This is a genomic window from Natrialba sp. INN-245, assembly GCF_009807105.1.
Classification (GTDB): domain Archaea; phylum Halobacteriota; class Halobacteria; order Halobacteriales; family Natrialbaceae; genus Natrarchaeobius; species Natrarchaeobius swarupiae.
Genome location: NZ_WUBV01000061.1, coordinates 90,276 through 105,723, shown reverse-complemented (window position 1 = coordinate 105,723; position 15,448 = coordinate 90,276). Strand labels below are relative to the sequence as shown.

Below are 15,448 nucleotides of genomic sequence, written 5' to 3'. Positions count from 1 at the left end.
GTGACACCGAACCGGGGATTCGTCCCGTCCGACTAACCGTCGGAAGAGGCCGAGTTCACTGACAAGCCCCGCGCCACCGTGCGCGGGGCAGTTGACAAGGCCTATATTCCGATTCTTCCTTGCGCCGGTCGAACCGTATGCACGACCGCGATAGGTACACACGACTCGTTCTGGAAGGGGCGGAGTACGAGTTGCTCCGTGCTCGGCGGGGACTGTTGAGCAGGTGGTCGATTCCACAGAAGATTCGGCGCTGTAGCTACCTGCTGTTTGCCGCCTCCACGATGTTACCGATCATGCACTTTCTGCCGGCCGCAGTCAAACAGCAGTACGTCGGCGCAAACCCCGCGTTCTCACGCGTCTCGTTTACTGCACTGACCCTGTTCAGCGTCTGTTGTCTCCTCGTCGCGAGTCTGGGCCTCGCCGGGACCGCGACCTACCGTGATCGGATCGACGACATCTCAGAACAGCAGGCGTGGTCGCTCGTCGGGATCGAAGGACTGTTTTCCGGCATCGGATTCGTTAGCGGCTTCCTCGGCGTGGCCGTCACGCTCGCGCTCTCGAGTGTCGGCTACGCTGGCATCGAAACGGTCGACGCGCTGGTCGCCTCCGGCGTCGATCCCTACCACTCGCGGGCCGGTATTGCCGTGACAGTCGCCACCGCAAGCGCCATCGCCTTCTGCTGTGCGATCACCGTCTTCGTCCTCGGCGTCTTCACCGAATCGCTCGAGTGAAACTCTCGAGCGGGGGACACAGCGATTCGCTTCTCGAAACCCACGACGGGACCGTGAATCGAACTGGGGAACGCAGTCGCTCGAGAGTGGTGAAATAAAAATCTGGATCGGTCGACGTCAGCGTCGTGCGACTTAGCCGAAGAGTTCGCCGAGGCCCTCGCCACCGGCGTCGTCGTCTTCGTCGTCGTCCTCGTCTTCGTCCGTCGTGTCCGGGACGTCGCTGGTTTCTTCGACCTCTTCGTCGCCCTCGTCGCCAGCGGCTGCGGCAGCGCCACCTGCGGCGGCTCCTGCTGCCGGAACGGCGGCGGCCTCGGAGACCGCTTCGTCGATGTCGACGTCCTCGAGTGCGGCGACGAGTGCCTTCACGCGGGACTCCTCGACGTCGACGCCAGCGGCGTCGAGTACGTCGGTCAGGTTGTCTTCGTTGATCTCTGCGTCCGTCTCGTTCAGGATGAGTGCAGCGTAAACGTATTCCATTGTTGTGTCCTCCAGTTGTGTTGATTAGCCGAACATCGCGCCGAGTCCTTCGCCACCGCTGGCGTCGTCATCGTCGTCATCGTCGTCTTCGGCGGTCTCTTCGGCCTCAGCTCCGTCTTGGTCGTCAGCCGGTTCGTCTTCGTCCTCGCTCTCGTCGGTCGCCGGCTCCGCCGCCGGCGCTTCGACATCCTGCAGTTCCTCAGGCAGGGCGTCCTCGTCGTCGATCTGAGCCGCGAGCGTACGAAGCTGCGCGTCGGCCTTGCTGACGAGGTCGGGCATGAGCGCTTCGTCCTCGATCGCGGCGTGCAGGCCAAGGCTCTTGGCCTCGCCCGTCGCCTTCGCGATGAGCGTCGACGCCGTCGTTGCGGTCGGGAAACTCGCGTTGACCGAGAGGTTCCGTGCGCGGGCGGCGGCCGTCGACACGTCGCTCTCGTAGGCGTCGACGTCGATGTCTAAGTCCTCGGGGTCGAACAGGACGCCGTCGGCGACGACGGCGCGAAGGTCGAGACCGACCTCCTTCGGTTCGATGCCGAGTTCGTTGAGAACGTTCGAGAGGTCCGCAGAGACTTCCTCGCCGGCTTCTAAGACCGTCGAGTCCTCCATGACCTGAATCGAGCCGTCCTCGATGCGGGCGTTCGCACCGATACCCTGCAGTTCACCGACGAACGGCCCCGGATCGACGCCCGTGTCCCCTTCGGGGATCACGATGTCGTTCGGGGCGACCTCGCCCTCGTTGATCGGAGCCGGCGTCTTCGACGCCTCAAGCTCCTTGTAGAGGGTGAAGGGGTTGTCGTTGGTCGCGACCAGACCGACCTGTCCCTCGACGTGAGAGACGAGGTCGTCGAGGTCGGCGTCCTCCAGTGCGCGGACCTGCAGCGTGTTCCGGCTGACGCGGACCACGGCGGTGCCGTGGAGACCGCGGCGCATGTCCTGGAGCTGTTTGCTCGGAATGCCGGTAATGCCGACGATACCGATGCTCTCGTACTCGTCGATGAGTGACTCGAGCTCGTCGACTTCCTCTTTTTTCCACTGTGGAAGGTTCTCGGTCTTGCGTTCGGCTTCTGCGCTCACGCTAGACCACCTCCACGGACGGCCCCATCGTCGTCTTCACGAAGACGCCATCGATGTTCTGTGGACCTTTCTCGAGGTCAGCGTGCAGGCGACGCAGGATAACGTCGATGTTGTCGGCGATATCCTCCGCGTCCATATCCTCGGCACCGACGAGCGTGTGGAACGTTCGTCGGTCACCCGATCGGATCTGCACGGTGTTCTTGAGCCGGTTGACGGTCTCGACGACGTCATCGTCGGGCGCGAGCGGGTCCGGCATCTTCCCCCGGGGACCGAGGATGGTACCCAGGTACCGGGCGATGTCTTGCATCATCGCCTCTTCGGCGATGAAGAAGTCCGTCTCGTCGGCCATATCCTTGGCGTCGTCGTCCTCAAGGTCGGCCACGTCGTCTACCGAGAGGACCTCGTCCGCGGCCTCCTCGGCGCGGACAGCGGTCTCTCCTTCGGCGATGACGACGATACGCGTCTCCTGTCCGGTTCCGGACGGGAGCACGATAGACTCGTCAACACGGTTCGACGGTTCGTTCAAATCAAGGTCGCGCAAGTTGATCGCGAGGTCGACCGTCTCGGTAAAGTTCCGGTCCGGTGAGTCCTCGAGTGCGCGAGCCACTGCGGTTTCGATATCCTCTGCCATCGTTCACCTCCGTAGTACGCAGGAGTGCTCCTACGGGTCAGTGAAACAGGCAACGCCTGTCTCCTTTGAGAAAAGTGGCATGCTGAACTTAAACCCGTCGAACTATCCGCCGCCCAGAGGACGTTGACCACCGCCGCTCGAGGTATTGCCGGCCCACCCCAGCCGGGATTTTTCACCCCCTGTTTTCGACCGAAAGTAATATCTTCGATGACAGTGTATCGTTCGTGTATGTGGCCAACAGATTTATATCCTATCAGCGGGACAACGGGTCTCGAGTCGGCCGACTACTTCGCCCACGGGTGGGTACTCGAGGTGTACCGGGTGCTCTTTCCCTACGAGCGTGCGGCCGTCCAGTTCGCCGCGATGGTCCTCGTCTCATTGGTACTCCTCGGAACCCTACAGGGGAGAGGGTCCGACGCGATCACGACGTCGCGACGGAGCCCCGTCATCTCGACGTGTATCGGTCTCCCCTCGTTGCTCGTCGTCACCGTACTCGTCAGTGCGGGCTATTTCATCGTCGGCTCGAGTCTCGGGACGTTTTTCGGCGTCATCTTCGTCACTATCGGCGCTGCGGTCGTCCCGGCGTCGGCCGCGATCGGCTTCGTCGCCCTCGGCCAGTCGATCGTCTCCCGGCTGGGCCAGGATCGGCTCTGGCTCGGCGTCCTGATCGGGAGCCTCGTCTTCGGCCTCGCCGGCTTCTCGGTTCCGGCGACGGTCGTCGTCGCCACGCTCGCGACGATGCTCGGAATGGGAACTATCGTCCGTATCCTGTTCGGACCGGGTGGATCGACCAACCCCGACGAACGCACCGTCCCGCCCGCGAACAAGATCTGACGGCCCCGACACGCTATCTGACGATTCCGACACGCTGACCCTACGGGACGGTCGTCGTCCCGATCCCTCGTTGCTCTCTCACGCCACGTATTTTCCCGGAACGTGTTTTTCGACTGACGGTGAGTCGTCGGTATGGCCTCACTCGGGAACCCACTCGCGCTCCGGTCGCTGTCCACGCGTCACTGGATCGCGATTGGGCTGGCGGTCGTCACCGCCGTCGTTCACCTCGTCCTCGGGGTCGGGTTCCTCCCACACTGGATGGGGGGAGCGTTCCTCTTCGCGACGGCCGGCTTTCTCATCGGTATCACGTTGGTACTCGTCGACTACCGCCGCCGGCTGGTGTACCTCCTCGGGGTTGCGTTCACCGGCGGGCAGGTGATTCTTTGGTACGCCCTCAACCGCCCAGACGGCCTCGGCGCGATCTCCGCCGCCGAGGGCGTGGACAAACTCGCACAGCTGCTGTTGATCGCCGCGTTGATCGTCCTCTATCGCCGTGAGTGACGATTCGCTGGCGACGTTCCGCCCGGACGTTCGCCGACGGTGGGGAGAGGCCACGGCCGGGCTCCTCTGTGCCGTCTTCCTCGCCATCACCGTCCTCGAGCACCTCTGGGCCGGCGGCCTGGCGCTCGAGTTTCTCGTCGTCGTCGCGGTTGCACTCGCCCTCGAGTCACTGCTCGTCCTGGTGACGATCGACCGAACGTCGGTATCCGGCACGACGACCTTTACACTCGCGACGGGGGTGACGATCGCGCGTGCGGCCGCTGTCGCCGTCCTCGCTGGCTTCGTCGCCACGCGGCCACCGTCCGGCCCCCTCGAGTGGGCTCCCGGCGCGCTGTTCGCCGTCGCGGCCGCCCTCGACGCGGTCGACGGTGCGATCGCTCGCACGACCGGGACCGAAACCGATCTCGGCGCACGCCTCGACGTCGAAGTGGACGCGTTCGTCGTCTTCGTCGGTTCGATCCTCGCCGTTACCGCGGGCGCGGCGCCGGTAGCGTTCCTCGCCGTCGGCATCGCACGGTACCTCTTCGCAGGGAGTCTCTGGTGGCGCCAACGACGGGGTCGCGACGTGTTCGAACTCCCGCCGAGCCGGTTTCGACGGCCGCTTGGCGCGCTCGCGATGCTCGCGATCTGGCTCGCAATCCTGCCGGTTCCGGGCCATGGCGTCTCGAGGGCGGTCACGACGATCGTCCTGGTTCCGGTTCTCGTCAACTTCGTCCGAGACTGGCTCTTCGTCACCGGCCGCGACTGACCGCCTGATGGTGGGCCGCGGTCGTTTTCACGAACTGTCATCCGGGCAAACGATCAAGTACGCGCTCGTCGAACGGGGCTGCAGCGTGATCGATCACCACCTTCGGCCCGGTTCGGGCCGTGAGCGCCGATGACAACGCGGTCGACGGTCGACGCCCGAACGCTTTACTTCACGGCGCCGCGGACGGTCGAAATCCGATCACGGTCCGTTCCTCGACCTGGCCCCGAGTCGGTCCGTGTCCGGACGCTCGTCTCGGCGATCAGCGCCGGCACTGAGGGATTGATTTACCGCGGCGAAGCACCCCCGTCGCTTCCGGCCGACGAAGCGCTCGAGGGGTTCGACGGCGACCTCTCCTTTCCGCTGTCGTACGGCTACGCGGCGGTCGGCGAGGTGGTCGCGGTCGGCGAGGACGTCCCCGAACGCTGGCTCGGACGACGCGTCTTCGCTTACAACCAACACGAGAGTGCCTTCCTCGCCAATCCCGAGGATCTGCTGGTCGTCCCGGAGGGGGTTGCCACGCGCGAGGCCGCCCTGTTCGCGACCCTCGAGACGGCCGTCACCCTCGTTCTCGACGGCGCGCCGTTGCTCGGCGAACGCGTCGTCGTGGTCGGTCAGGGGGTCGTCGGCCTCTCGACAGCGGCGTTGCTCGCGGAGACGCCCCTCGAGACGCTCCTGACGGTCGAACCTCGCGAGAAGCGCCGACGCATCTCCGAGGCGTTCGGTGCCGATCGGTCGATCGATCCGGGCCGCGGTGACATCCGAGAGCGACTCGAGGCGATCGCTGGCGACGACGCTCGCGCCGATCTCACGTACGAACTCTCCGGGAGCCCGGACGCGCTCGACGACGCGGTCGCGGTCACCGGATTCGACGGGCGCGTGCTCGTCGGCTCCTGGTACGGGACGAAACCGGTGACGGCCGACCTGGGCGGACGTTTTCACCGTGACCGAATCGAGATCAAGAGTACGCAGGTGAGCACGATCGATCCGCGACTCTCGGGACGCTGGTCTCGCGAGCGCCGCCACCGGACCACCTGGGAGTGGCTCCGTCGACTCGATCTCGAGTCGCTTTGCACCCACGACGTGGCGTTCGAGGATGCCGGCGGGGCGTACGAACTCCTCGAGGAACGCCCCGACGAGGCCATTCAGGTGCTTTTGACCTACGATTGATCGACTCTCCCGGGCGGGCCAGGGACGGAGACTCTCAGCACGTGTGACCGGTCCCAGTCGTTTAGCCGGCCTCCATCGTAGCGGGAGACATGTACTCCGTCACCGTTTCTCGAACCCTCGTGGCCCAGCACTATCTGACGGTTCCCGATCCGGGTCCCGAAGGCGACGTTCACTCCCACCGGTTCACCGTGACGGCGACCGTCCGGGGTCCCGACCTGGACGAACACGGCTACCTCCTCGACATCGACGACGTCAGCGACGCGATGGACGCCGTCGCCGGGTTCTACGCCGATCGAACGCTCAACGACTGCCCCGAGTTCGACGGCAACAATCCGAGCGCCGAACGGTTCGCGCGGCTGTTCGGCGACCGACTGCTCGAGCGCCTCGAGTGTGCCGGCGCAAGCGAACTTCGGATCGAGGTCGCCGAGGACGACGTCGCCCGCGTGGCCCACGAGCGCTCGCTGTGACGATGCGGGTCGGACTCGTCGTCGCCGAGGACATCGCGCGGACCTCCGGTGGCTACCGGTACGACCGCAAACTGGTGTCGTTTCTCGAGCGCCGGGGTGACGATGTCGACGTGGTCACGCTGGCCGAGTGCCCCGACCGGACGGTTCATAGCCGGCTAAACCGACCGTTCGACGTGCTCCTCCAGGACGAACTCTGTTACCGAACCCTGCTCGAGTACAACCCCACACTCGAGGCACCCAATGCGATCGTCGCGCTCGTTCACCTGCTCGAGTCGGCGGAGCCGACGGGGTGGACGCGACGGTCGGCGGGCAGAGAGGCCACCGACCCGGACCGAACCCGAGCGCTCGAGGCGCAGTACCTCTCGACGGTCGATGCGGCGGTCTGTACCAGCGAGTACACGCGCGACCGGACCGGGGATCTCGTCGCGCTTCCGACCCACGTCGCGCCGCCTGCCGGTCGCCGCGAGGGGGCCGCGCTCTCCCGCGACGCCGTCGAAGCCCGGGCGACCGCGTGCGCCGATCCGCTTTCCGTCACGTTCGTCGGAAACCTGGTCCCACGCAAGAACGTGACGTCGCTCGTCACCGCCCTCGAGCGCGCCGGTCGCGACTGGACGCTGACGGTCGTCGGAAGCCACGACACGGACCCGGCGTACGCACGAACTGTTCGAGAGCGAGTCGAGGACCGCTCGGTCGCCAGCCGAGTTACGTCCACCGGCAACGTCGACGATCGAACGCTGGCGTCGATCCTCGAGCGATCTCACGTCCTCGCGGTCCCCTCCCGCTACGAGGGGTTCGGGATGGTTTACCTCGAGGCGATGGAGTTCGGCGTCGTTCCGATCGCGAGCGCGGTCGGCGGTGCGGACGAGATCGTCACCGACGGGGAGAACGGCGTGCTCGTCGACCCCGAGGATACGGACCGTCTCGCCGCGGAGATCGATCGCCTCGCGGCCGACCGCGACCGACTCGCGACGCTCGCCCGCGGCGCCCTCGAGACGGCGGCCGACTACCCGACGTGGGCCGAGACGCTCGCCGATCTCCGGGCGTTTCTGGGGGGTCTCGAACCGACGGCGTCTCGGGGCGGACAGCCGGGCGACTCAGGCGGTCGTGAACCGGACGGCTCGAGCGGTTGTGAGTCGGGCGAGTCGGGGAGTGAGATCCCGTGAGCCCGAGCCTGCAGTCGTATCTCGCGGCCAAACGAACCGTCGACGATCGGGCGCTGAACCGGCGCGTGCTCGAGCGGTTTTCCGACGAACTCGCGGGGATCGACGACCCCGCTCGAGTCGTCGAGTTCGGGTTCGGCGTCGGAACGATGATCGAACGCCTCGCCGAGTGGGGGCGGCTCCCCGAACGGACGAGCTACCGCGCGATCGACCGCGATCCCGAAAACGTCGCCGTCGCGCGAGCGCAGGTATCGGACCGCCTCGAACCGACGGAGTACCGGATCGTAGACGACCACGACAGTGGGTGGGCGGCCACACGCGAGGACGTCGGGACGGTCGAACCAGACGGCGTTGAAACGGCCGATTTCGGGGAGCGAACGGACGGTCGATCCATTGCTCTCACACTCGAGGTGGGCGATGCGTTGTCGCCGGAGACAGTCGCCAGCGACGACGACGCAGGGAGAAACGATGCGTGTGCAGACGCCGTCATCGCCGCGGCGTTTCTCGATATCGTCGACCTCGAGCGAGCGCTCGAGGCGATCGCGGCGGCCCTCGAGCCCGGCGGCCTCCTCTACGCGCCGATCACGTTCGACGGGGCGACGGGATTCGCGCCGTCTCACCCGCTCGACGATCGGATCGAACGAGCCTATCACCGCCACATGGACGAGATTCGTGACGCTGGCGCGAGCACGACCGGCCGACGGCTCCTCTCGTCGCTTCCGGAACACGGATTCGAGACGATCGTTGCCGGCGGTTCGGACTGGATCGTTCGGCCCCGGTCAGCCGACGAGGGCAGTGGGTATCCGGCGGCCGAGCGGACGTTTCTCGAGGCGATCCTCGAGACGGTAGACGAGGCGCTCGCGGCGTATCCGACAGACGTCCTCGAGCCGGCCGACCGACGAGCGTGGCTCTCGACGCGACGGCGTCAACTCGAGGAGTCCGAACTCTCGTTCGTGGGTCACCACATCGACGTACTCGGCCGTCTCGAGAGCGATTGATCGACGTATTCGGCCGTCTCGAGAGCGATCGAAGGCGGTCGAAAATCCGACCGAATCCGGCCGGGGGTGAAGTAGATCGGCGTCTCGCTTACGCGAGGACGTCGTCGTACTCGCCGTCGTCGACCTTCGCCTTGAACTCGCGAGCGTCGTCGCCTTCGATGGTGACGCCCATCGAGGCACAGGTGCCGACGACTTCCTTCGCGGCGTTTTTGGTGTCGTAAGCGAGCAGGTCGGGGTGTTTTTGCTCGGCGATGGTTTTGACCTGATCGACCGAGAGATCCGCGACGAAATCCTTCTGGGGTTCGCCGCTTCCGGTCTCGAATCCTGCCTCGTCCTTGACGAGTGCCGCCGTCGGCGGAACGCCGACGTCGATATCGAACGAGCCGTCCTCCTCGTACTCGACGGTAACCGGTACTTCGGTGCCGTCGAACGCTTCGGTCTGGTCGTTGATCTCCTGTACGACCGCCTGTACGTCGACGGGCGTCGGTCCGAGCTCGGGACCGAGCGGTGGGCCAGGGTTGGCCTGGCCACCCGGAACGAGCACTTCGATGGTTCCAGCCATACCCGTCACAACCCGTGCGCGAGTTTTAAGGGTTGCTTTTTCGCCGAGTCCGTGCCTGTGACGCGCTATCGTAGCACAGATTTGCCGAGCGGTTGCCGGTGCGCTGGAGCGAGGTTACTCGACGGTATCGGCGCGCCACGCTGCGAACGGCTCGAGGACGTGGCTCTCGTCGAACCGCTCGATACATGGGATATCGTAGGGGTGAATCTCGAGGACGCGCTCCTCGAGATCGACGTACGTGTCGTCGGTCGTCTTCGCGAGCAGAACGTGTTCCTCGTCGTGGTGGATCTCGCCGTCCCATCTGTAGGTCGATGTCGTCGGCATTCGATTGACACAGGCCGCGAGTCGCTCCTCGACGAGCGCTTCGGCGATTCGATCGGCCGCGTCCGGCGGGGCAGTGATGTAGACGGTCGTCATCGCCGACTGGATGGGTTCGGAGCCAAAAAAGATGCTCGACAGTAGAGTTGTACCTCGAGGTGACGGTTCCGACCGGAGGCGATCGATCGTTACTGTTTGACAACGGGGTTGAACGTACCGTTGATGTCCCACTCGTGGAGACAGTGAGGGTTACCGACCTGTTTGTCGCCGTCTTCGCTGTCGATCTGCCAGGCGTCGAGTTCGTCATCCCAGTACTCCATTCGCCCACACCGTTCGCAAACGCGGGCCGTCGGAGTTCGTACCTGTGGACTCATTGGCGGTGATGAGAACTGCACTCATATAACAGTGTCTGTGTCCCGCAGGTCCCGATCCGTCGCGGAGCGACCACTTCGAACTGACAACGTATAAGCGACAGTACGTTTGGTATTTTCGGATAAACTCTACATAATCACTGATATGGCCGGACGAGTAACCGATATTAGAACTTATCGGCCACGACAGAGTGGTTATCATCTAACCAATATCTTAATAGTTAACCATTATCACTGGGGGAAAATAACATGTATAGTGATATTAGTAAGATTTATTAATAGTCACGAATTGACGTACGTAAACGTCATCGATTGGCAGGCGGTCGGTGACAGTGTCTCGAAGGGTGGCAGGTCAGGTTACAACGGACAGCACTCGAGTACAACTAAAATGAGCGATAATTCACAGACAACGGGCGATTCGAATCAGTCGACGGGGAAATCGAGTGGCCGATCGATCGGCTCACTCCTCGTGCCAGGTGTAATCAGGCGGCGACTTATCGCGAAGACACTCATCGCGATCGTTGCGATTCTCCTGTTGACCGCTGCGATCAGTACGTTCTTCTATCTCGGAATCAGCGACGAACTCGACGGTCAAGTCGACAATCAGGTCGAGCAGACGACGCAACTCCACACGAACGTCGTCGAACAGTGGATGACCGAGCGAAAGCACACACTCGAGGAGATCGAGCGATCGCAGGAGCTAGATAGCGCCGACTCGGAAGCCGTATCGACGTTCCTCGAGGGAGAGTCGTACGAAAGTAGATTTTCGGACATTCACATGGTCGACGAGGAGACGGGAGAGGTGGTCGGAAGCTCGAGCGAGAGCGCGGTCGGAGAGAACGTGTTCGACCTGCTCGACGAGGACGTCGTTCAGCAACAATCGTTCGTGACGACCGAACGGTACACGAATTTCGACGACGAGGAGGTTATCGCGATGGGACAGCGACGATCGCTGTTGACCGGTCACGTCGTCATCGGGGAGCTTCCCGCCGAAGAGACCGGCCCCGATCTCCCGCAGGCGATCGAGGGTGCCGACACCGCGGTCGTCAACGAGGACGGAGGCGTCATCATCGGAACCGACGGGGTCGATCCGTCGGTCATCGAACCCGGGGCCGGGAGGGTCGGCCAGACCGAGGACAGCCAGGCGATCTACACGTACTCGCCGATTAGCGGCGAGGACCTCTACGTCGTGACGACGACGCCACAGGAGACTGCCTTCGCGGTGAGAGACGAGGTTCAGACGAGCTTCGTCGTGACTATCGTCCTGACTGGTCTCGTCTTCGTCGCTGTCGGTCTCATCGGCGGACGGAGCGTTTCGAAGCAGCTGAATCGGTTGCAAACACGCGCACAGACGATGGAGGAAGGGAACCTCTCGGTCGACCTCCAAACCGGCCGCGTCGACGAGATCGGATCGCTGTACCGAAGCTTCGACGCCATGCGCGATTCGCTTCGAGACCAGATTCACAACGCCCAGACCGCACGCCAGGAAGCGGAGACCGAGCGTGCACGCGTCCAGCGGATCAACGACGAACTCGAGGACGCCGCCCAGGAGTACTGTACGGTGATGGCCGCCGCCGCCGACGGCGACCTCGCCGTGCGTGCCGACGTCGATACCGACAACGAGACGATGCAGACGGTCGGCGAGGACTTCAACGAGATGCTCGACGACATCGAGGCGACCATCGCCGACCTCCAGACGTTCGCGACCGAGGTCGCCATCGCCAGCGAGCAAGTGACGGCCTCGAGCGAGGAGGTTCGCTCCGCGAGCGAGCAGATCAGCGAATCCGTCCAGGAGATCTCCAGCGGCTCAGAGCGCCAGAACCAGTCCCTCCAGCAGGCGACCGGCGAGATGTCGAATCTCTCGACGACGACCGAAGAGATCGCCGCCTCCTCGAACGAGGTCGCCGATCTCGCCGCCCGAACCGCGAACACAGGTCAAACCGGGCGCGAAGCCGCTCAGGACGCGATCGAGAGCATGACGGATACCGAAACCGAGGCCGAGCGTGCCGTCGAAGAGATCCGTGCGCTTGAGGCGGAAGTGAGCCAGATCGACGACCTCATCGAGCGGATCCAGCAGATCGCCGAGCAGACGAACATGCTCGCGCTCAACGCCAACATCGAGGCGTCTCGCTCCGCAAGCGGTGACGACGGCGAAGGGTTCGGCGTCGTCGCACAGGAGATCAAGGAGCTCTCCGGCGACGCCAAGTCGGCCGCCGCAGAGATCGAGGCGCGTCTAGAGAGTATTCGGGAACAGACCGTCACCTCCGCCGAGGAGGTCGAGGAGACCAGCGCGAGACTCGAGTCCGCAAGCGACCAGGTCGAACAGGCGGTCGACGCACTCGAGGAGATCGCCGAGTACGCCGCCGAGACGAACACCGGCGTCCAGGAGATCTCCGCGGCGACCGAAGAGCAGGCCGCGACCACCCAGGAGGTCGTCGCGATCGTCGACGAAGCCGCGACGATCAGCGAGGAGACGACCGCCGAGGCCGAAAGCGTCGCCGCCGCCGCAGAAGAGCAGACAACGGCGATGACCGAGGTCTCCGGATCGGCCTCCCAGCTCTCACAGCAGGCCACGCAGCTCTCGGAAGCGCTGGATCACTTCGAGACGGATATCGACGACGATGCAACCGGTGTCGTGACGCTCGAGGTCGACGAAGACGGTTCGACGGGTGCAGACCGCGCCGACGAAGAGGGCGACGACGGGTCGGACACCAGTTCCGGGCAACCGGACGCCGCCGCGAGCGAGACGGACGAATCAGTCGTCGAAGAACCATCCGTTGTGGCCTCGGACGACGCGACGGCGGCGCTGGACGCCGAAGACCAACTGGTCGACGGCGACGAATCCACCCAGCCCGAGGACGAGGTAAGCGAATCGGACGCGTCGGACGACGGAGCCGACGACGCCGCGGATTCGGACGACACCGGAGACGACGCGTCGGATGTCTTCCAGTTCGAGGAGTCGGACTCGAACGAGAACCGCTGACCAGGAACGGAGACGTATATTCGACTACGAACCGGGCTAATTTTCACTACCAACACTCGAAGATGAAGAACCAATACGGTGGCCCGACTCACCGCCGACATGGTACTCGGTCTCGATATCGGGCGAGGGGCGATTCGTGTTGCTGACGGCGGCGCCATCGATACGGTGAGACCGATCGCGTATCCGGCCGACTCCGTGACGTTCGAGGACGCGTCGGTTTCGAAGTCTGCGGTTCGAACCGTCGAGCGAATCGAGTCCGACGTCGACGAACTGGCCGATTCGCTCGAATCGGCTCCCGAGAAGTCGACCGTCGCGACGCTCGAAGCGGACGTTCGGTCGGTCGAGGACGAGGCCAGGTCGCTCGACGCTCGGCTCTCGTCGGTCGACAGCGACGTCTCGGCCGTCGAAGCCCGGCTATCCGACCTTGAGAACGGGAGTGCTTCGACGAGGAACTGGGTGACGTTCGCGCGCAACTCGAGGAGACGCGGCCGGGGCTCGACGAGATGCGATCGAGACTCGAGGAAGAACGGCCGGGAGCCGGCTCGGCCACGACGGGGGCGCTCGCCGGGCGCGGCAGTGCTGGAATCGCCGGAGGGGTCACACTCGCGATCGGAAACGACGCCACGGTCGGTCTGATCGTCGCACTCGTCGGAATCGTACTGGGTGGCGCGGCTGTGACTATCGACCGCTCTGCCCGGTAGTGACCACAGATCACGCAGTCGTGTGGAATCGACCGATCGTGCCGTCTCGTACGGACGCCGGTCGTTCTGCTGTCCAGCAGCCATTGCCGATCCGTAACTGGCCGGATACGGCCTACTTTTCGACTACCAGACGAAGTTCGAGCGCGTCGGCTCGAGTCGACTGCGAATAATATATATGGGCCTTAAACACATTCTATTAATTAGTCGCATTTGTCGAATAGGCTTATACGGAAGTTCGTGGTTAGGTTGTCATATGACAGCTACAACGACCATGGACTGGACGGATCCGGTAACATGTCCGTTCTGCGGTGACGAACTTCCATCGCCCGGTGCTGGCTTCATCGATCACATCGACGAGAACGGAGACTGCGAGCGCGGCTTCGAACACTGGCGGGCGAATCTCGCTGGAGACCTCGCGGGCGAGTGGTCCGGGTAACTCTGCCGGGCTGATACGTTTGCTGTCCCGATCTCCCGGCGCACCCGCCGTCCGGATCGCGGGTGTGCCGGGCCAGACGGACAGGAGGCCGCACGACGTCCGTCTACACCGACCGTTCGAGGGCGACGATCGGTCCGAGCGCCAGCAGCGCCAGTCCTGTGGCCCCGGCGGGAGAAGACCGCGACGAGCAGCCAACGGGTCATCCCGAACGAGTTAGTCCTGAACGCCGCTCTCGAGGCGGGTCTCCCCCGAGACGCCGTCGACGGTCACGTGGGCGGGATCGTCGTCCGGTTCGAACGCGAATAGCCACGAGCCACTGATGCGGTGTGGGCCACCGTCGACGATCGAACGCTCGTGATCGAGGGAGCCATTGGCCAGCGCCTCGCGGGCGAGTCGTTCGGCCTCCTCTGGGTCGTCGATCCGAAGCTCGTCGGTTAGGCGGACCGTCACGATCGGTACCTCGGCCATTCTGATCACCCGCTCCGTGACGCTCCCGACGAGGACGCGATCGAGTCCGGTCCGTCCCTGCGTTCCCATCACCACCATGTCGACGTCGTGGTCGTCGACGTAGTCGAGTATCTCCTCGTGGGGAACACCGTGTTCGACCGCGGTGACGGCCTCGAGTCCCGTCTCGGCCGCCTCCGATTCGACGTGTTCGACGGCGCGATGAGCCGCGGGCGTCGCCTCTTCGCTCTCGAGCGTTCCGAGCGGTCCCTCTGGGACGACCGAGAGGGCGTGTACACGTGCGTCGAAGCGCTCGGCTATCGTCAATCCGTGAACGATCGACCGGCGGGTGCCGTCGCTTCCGTCGGTTGGGACGAGGACGTCCTGATACATCATCCCGTTCTAGGCAGGCGAACCTCAATAGGCTGGCGCCACGACCGTCCGTCGAAGGCTCGACGGGCGCTCACGCTCGAGCGACCGCGACATGTGAATCGAGAGGTCCGCGACGACCGGGTCGTCGTTCGTCAGGCGGACGGTTCGCTTGAGTGCCGCCCGTTCGTCGTCTGGCAGTTCCGCGAGACCCTCCTCCTCGAGCGCCGAGAGCGTCCGGGAGACCGTCCGGCGCGAGGCGTCGACGTGCTCGGTGAGTTTGGGGGTTTCCGCGGGCCCTCGCTCGAGTAGATAGCGGAGAATGCGAGGGCGGACCGGCGACCGAGTGATTACCGACAGGGTGTCGAATCCGTTCATCGTCCGTTCTATCCGTCGTGTCAACAAAAAGGAATTACTCTTCGGATCCCGCTGAGCCAGCGGGTCGGTCGGTCAACTTCGCCCGTGATTGCGGGGGTATT

General features: G+C 64.3%; 19 protein-coding genes. 11 read left to right on the top strand and 8 right to left on the bottom strand.

Annotated elements, in window-relative coordinates:
• Positions 1 to 137: 137 nt before the first annotated feature.
• Positions 138 to 731, top strand: coding sequence for a hypothetical protein (locus tag GRS80_RS16490; protein ID WP_160048514.1), 594 nt, complete (start codon positions 138 to 140; stop codon positions 729 to 731).
• Between the two features lie 132 nt (positions 732 to 863).
• Here the strand turns inward: GRS80_RS16490 and rpl12p are convergent, their stop codons facing one another.
• The 3 genes from rpl12p to GRS80_RS16475 are packed head-to-tail and all read right to left on the bottom strand — an operon-like array spanning position 864 to position 2,910.
• Positions 864 to 1,208 (bottom strand): 50S ribosomal protein P1, encoded by a 345-nt coding sequence (rpl12p, locus tag GRS80_RS16485; protein ID WP_160048513.1) that lies wholly within the window; start codon positions 1,206 to 1,208, stop codon positions 864 to 866.
• A 24-nt stretch (positions 1,209 to 1,232) separates the two neighbouring features.
• Positions 1,233 to 2,279 (bottom strand): 50S ribosomal protein L10, encoded by a 1,047-nt coding sequence (locus GRS80_RS16480; RefSeq protein ID WP_343161614.1) that lies wholly within the window; start codon positions 2,277 to 2,279, stop codon positions 1,233 to 1,235.
• Between the two features lies 1 nt (position 2,280).
• Positions 2,281 to 2,910, bottom strand: a complete 630-nt coding sequence (locus tag GRS80_RS16475) for a 50S ribosomal protein L1 (RefSeq protein ID WP_160048512.1) — start codon at positions 2,908 to 2,910, stop codon at positions 2,281 to 2,283.
• 228 nt (positions 2,911 to 3,138) lie between these two features.
• On the opposite strand from GRS80_RS16475, the gene GRS80_RS16470 reads away from it, so the two are divergent.
• The 7 genes from GRS80_RS16470 to GRS80_RS16440 all read left to right on the top strand — a co-directional run bounded on the left by GRS80_RS16470 (position 3,139) and on the right by GRS80_RS16440 (position 8,785).
• Positions 3,139 to 3,744: a hypothetical protein gene (locus GRS80_RS16470; RefSeq protein WP_160048511.1), complete on the top strand. Its 606-nt coding sequence runs from the start codon at positions 3,139 to 3,141 to the stop codon at positions 3,742 to 3,744.
• Between the two features lie 132 nt (positions 3,745 to 3,876).
• A complete protein-coding gene (locus GRS80_RS16465; protein WP_160048510.1) occupies positions 3,877 to 4,245 on the top strand; it encodes a hypothetical protein in 369 nt (122 codons plus the stop codon).
• Positions 4,238 to 4,993 (top strand): CDP-alcohol phosphatidyltransferase family protein, encoded by a 756-nt coding sequence (locus GRS80_RS16460; protein WP_343161613.1) that lies wholly within the window; start codon positions 4,238 to 4,240, stop codon positions 4,991 to 4,993. Before GRS80_RS16465 ends, GRS80_RS16460 begins: the two co-directional genes overlap by 8 nt.
• Positions 4,994 to 5,122: 129 nt before the next feature.
• Positions 5,123 to 6,160 carry a zinc-binding alcohol dehydrogenase gene (locus GRS80_RS16455; protein WP_160048509.1) on the top strand — a complete coding sequence of 346 codons (1,038 nt, stop codon included), beginning with the start codon at positions 5,123 to 5,125 and terminating at the stop codon, positions 6,158 to 6,160.
• Positions 6,161 to 6,249: 89 nt separating this feature from the next.
• On the top strand, positions 6,250 to 6,627 hold the full coding sequence (locus GRS80_RS16450) for a 6-carboxytetrahydropterin synthase (RefSeq protein ID WP_160048508.1): 378 nt from the start codon (positions 6,250 to 6,252) through the stop codon (positions 6,625 to 6,627).
• Positions 6,628 to 6,629: 2 nt separating this feature from the next.
• The gene (locus GRS80_RS16445; RefSeq protein ID WP_160048519.1) at positions 6,630 to 7,790 is read left to right on the top strand and encodes a glycosyltransferase family 4 protein; all 1,161 of its coding nucleotides are present in this window, start codon (positions 6,630 to 6,632) and stop codon (positions 7,788 to 7,790) included.
• Positions 7,787 to 8,785, top strand: a complete 999-nt coding sequence (locus GRS80_RS16440) for a class I SAM-dependent methyltransferase (protein WP_343161612.1) — start codon at positions 7,787 to 7,789, stop codon at positions 8,783 to 8,785. Before GRS80_RS16445 ends, GRS80_RS16440 begins: the two co-directional genes overlap by 4 nt.
• Positions 8,786 to 8,873: 88 nt before the next feature.
• Here GRS80_RS16440 and GRS80_RS16435 read toward each other — a convergent pair whose 3' ends face one another.
• From GRS80_RS16435 to GRS80_RS16425, 3 genes are all read right to left on the bottom strand, one after another.
• Positions 8,874 to 9,347: a 50S ribosomal protein L11 gene (locus tag GRS80_RS16435; protein WP_149081650.1), complete on the bottom strand. Its 474-nt coding sequence runs from the start codon at positions 9,345 to 9,347 to the stop codon at positions 8,874 to 8,876.
• Between the two features lie 114 nt (positions 9,348 to 9,461).
• On the bottom strand, positions 9,462 to 9,764 hold the full coding sequence (cutA, locus tag GRS80_RS16430; protein ID WP_160048507.1) for a divalent-cation tolerance protein CutA: 303 nt from the start codon (positions 9,762 to 9,764) through the stop codon (positions 9,462 to 9,464).
• 89 nt (positions 9,765 to 9,853) lie between these two features.
• Positions 9,854 to 10,039: an HEWD family protein gene (locus tag GRS80_RS16425; RefSeq protein WP_149081648.1), complete on the bottom strand. Its 186-nt coding sequence runs from the start codon at positions 10,037 to 10,039 to the stop codon at positions 9,854 to 9,856.
• Positions 10,040 to 10,424: 385 nt separating this feature from the next.
• On the opposite strand from GRS80_RS16425, the gene GRS80_RS16420 reads away from it, so the two are divergent.
• The 3 genes from GRS80_RS16420 to GRS80_RS16410 all read left to right on the top strand — a co-directional run bounded on the left by GRS80_RS16420 (position 10,425) and on the right by GRS80_RS16410 (position 14,156).
• The gene (locus GRS80_RS16420; RefSeq protein WP_200840411.1) at positions 10,425 to 13,019 is read left to right on the top strand and encodes a methyl-accepting chemotaxis protein; all 2,595 of its coding nucleotides are present in this window, start codon (positions 10,425 to 10,427) and stop codon (positions 13,017 to 13,019) included.
• Positions 13,020 to 13,118: 99 nt separating this feature from the next.
• The gene (locus GRS80_RS16415) at positions 13,119 to 13,655 is read left to right on the top strand and encodes a hypothetical protein (RefSeq protein ID WP_160048506.1); all 537 of its coding nucleotides are present in this window, start codon (positions 13,119 to 13,121) and stop codon (positions 13,653 to 13,655) included.
• 318 nt (positions 13,656 to 13,973) lie between these two features.
• On the top strand, positions 13,974 to 14,156 hold the full coding sequence (locus tag GRS80_RS16410; RefSeq protein ID WP_149081647.1) for a hypothetical protein: 183 nt from the start codon (positions 13,974 to 13,976) through the stop codon (positions 14,154 to 14,156).
• Positions 14,157 to 14,369: 213 nt separating this feature from the next.
• Here GRS80_RS16410 and GRS80_RS16405 read toward each other — a convergent pair whose 3' ends face one another.
• Both GRS80_RS16405 and GRS80_RS16400 read right to left on the bottom strand, forming a co-directional pair.
• On the bottom strand, positions 14,370 to 14,993 hold the full coding sequence (locus GRS80_RS16405; protein WP_160048505.1) for a universal stress protein: 624 nt from the start codon (positions 14,991 to 14,993) through the stop codon (positions 14,370 to 14,372).
• 24 nt (positions 14,994 to 15,017) lie between these two features.
• On the bottom strand, positions 15,018 to 15,347 hold the full coding sequence (locus GRS80_RS16400) for a helix-turn-helix domain-containing protein (RefSeq protein WP_160048504.1): 330 nt from the start codon (positions 15,345 to 15,347) through the stop codon (positions 15,018 to 15,020).
• Positions 15,348 to 15,448: the final 101 nt, after the last annotated feature.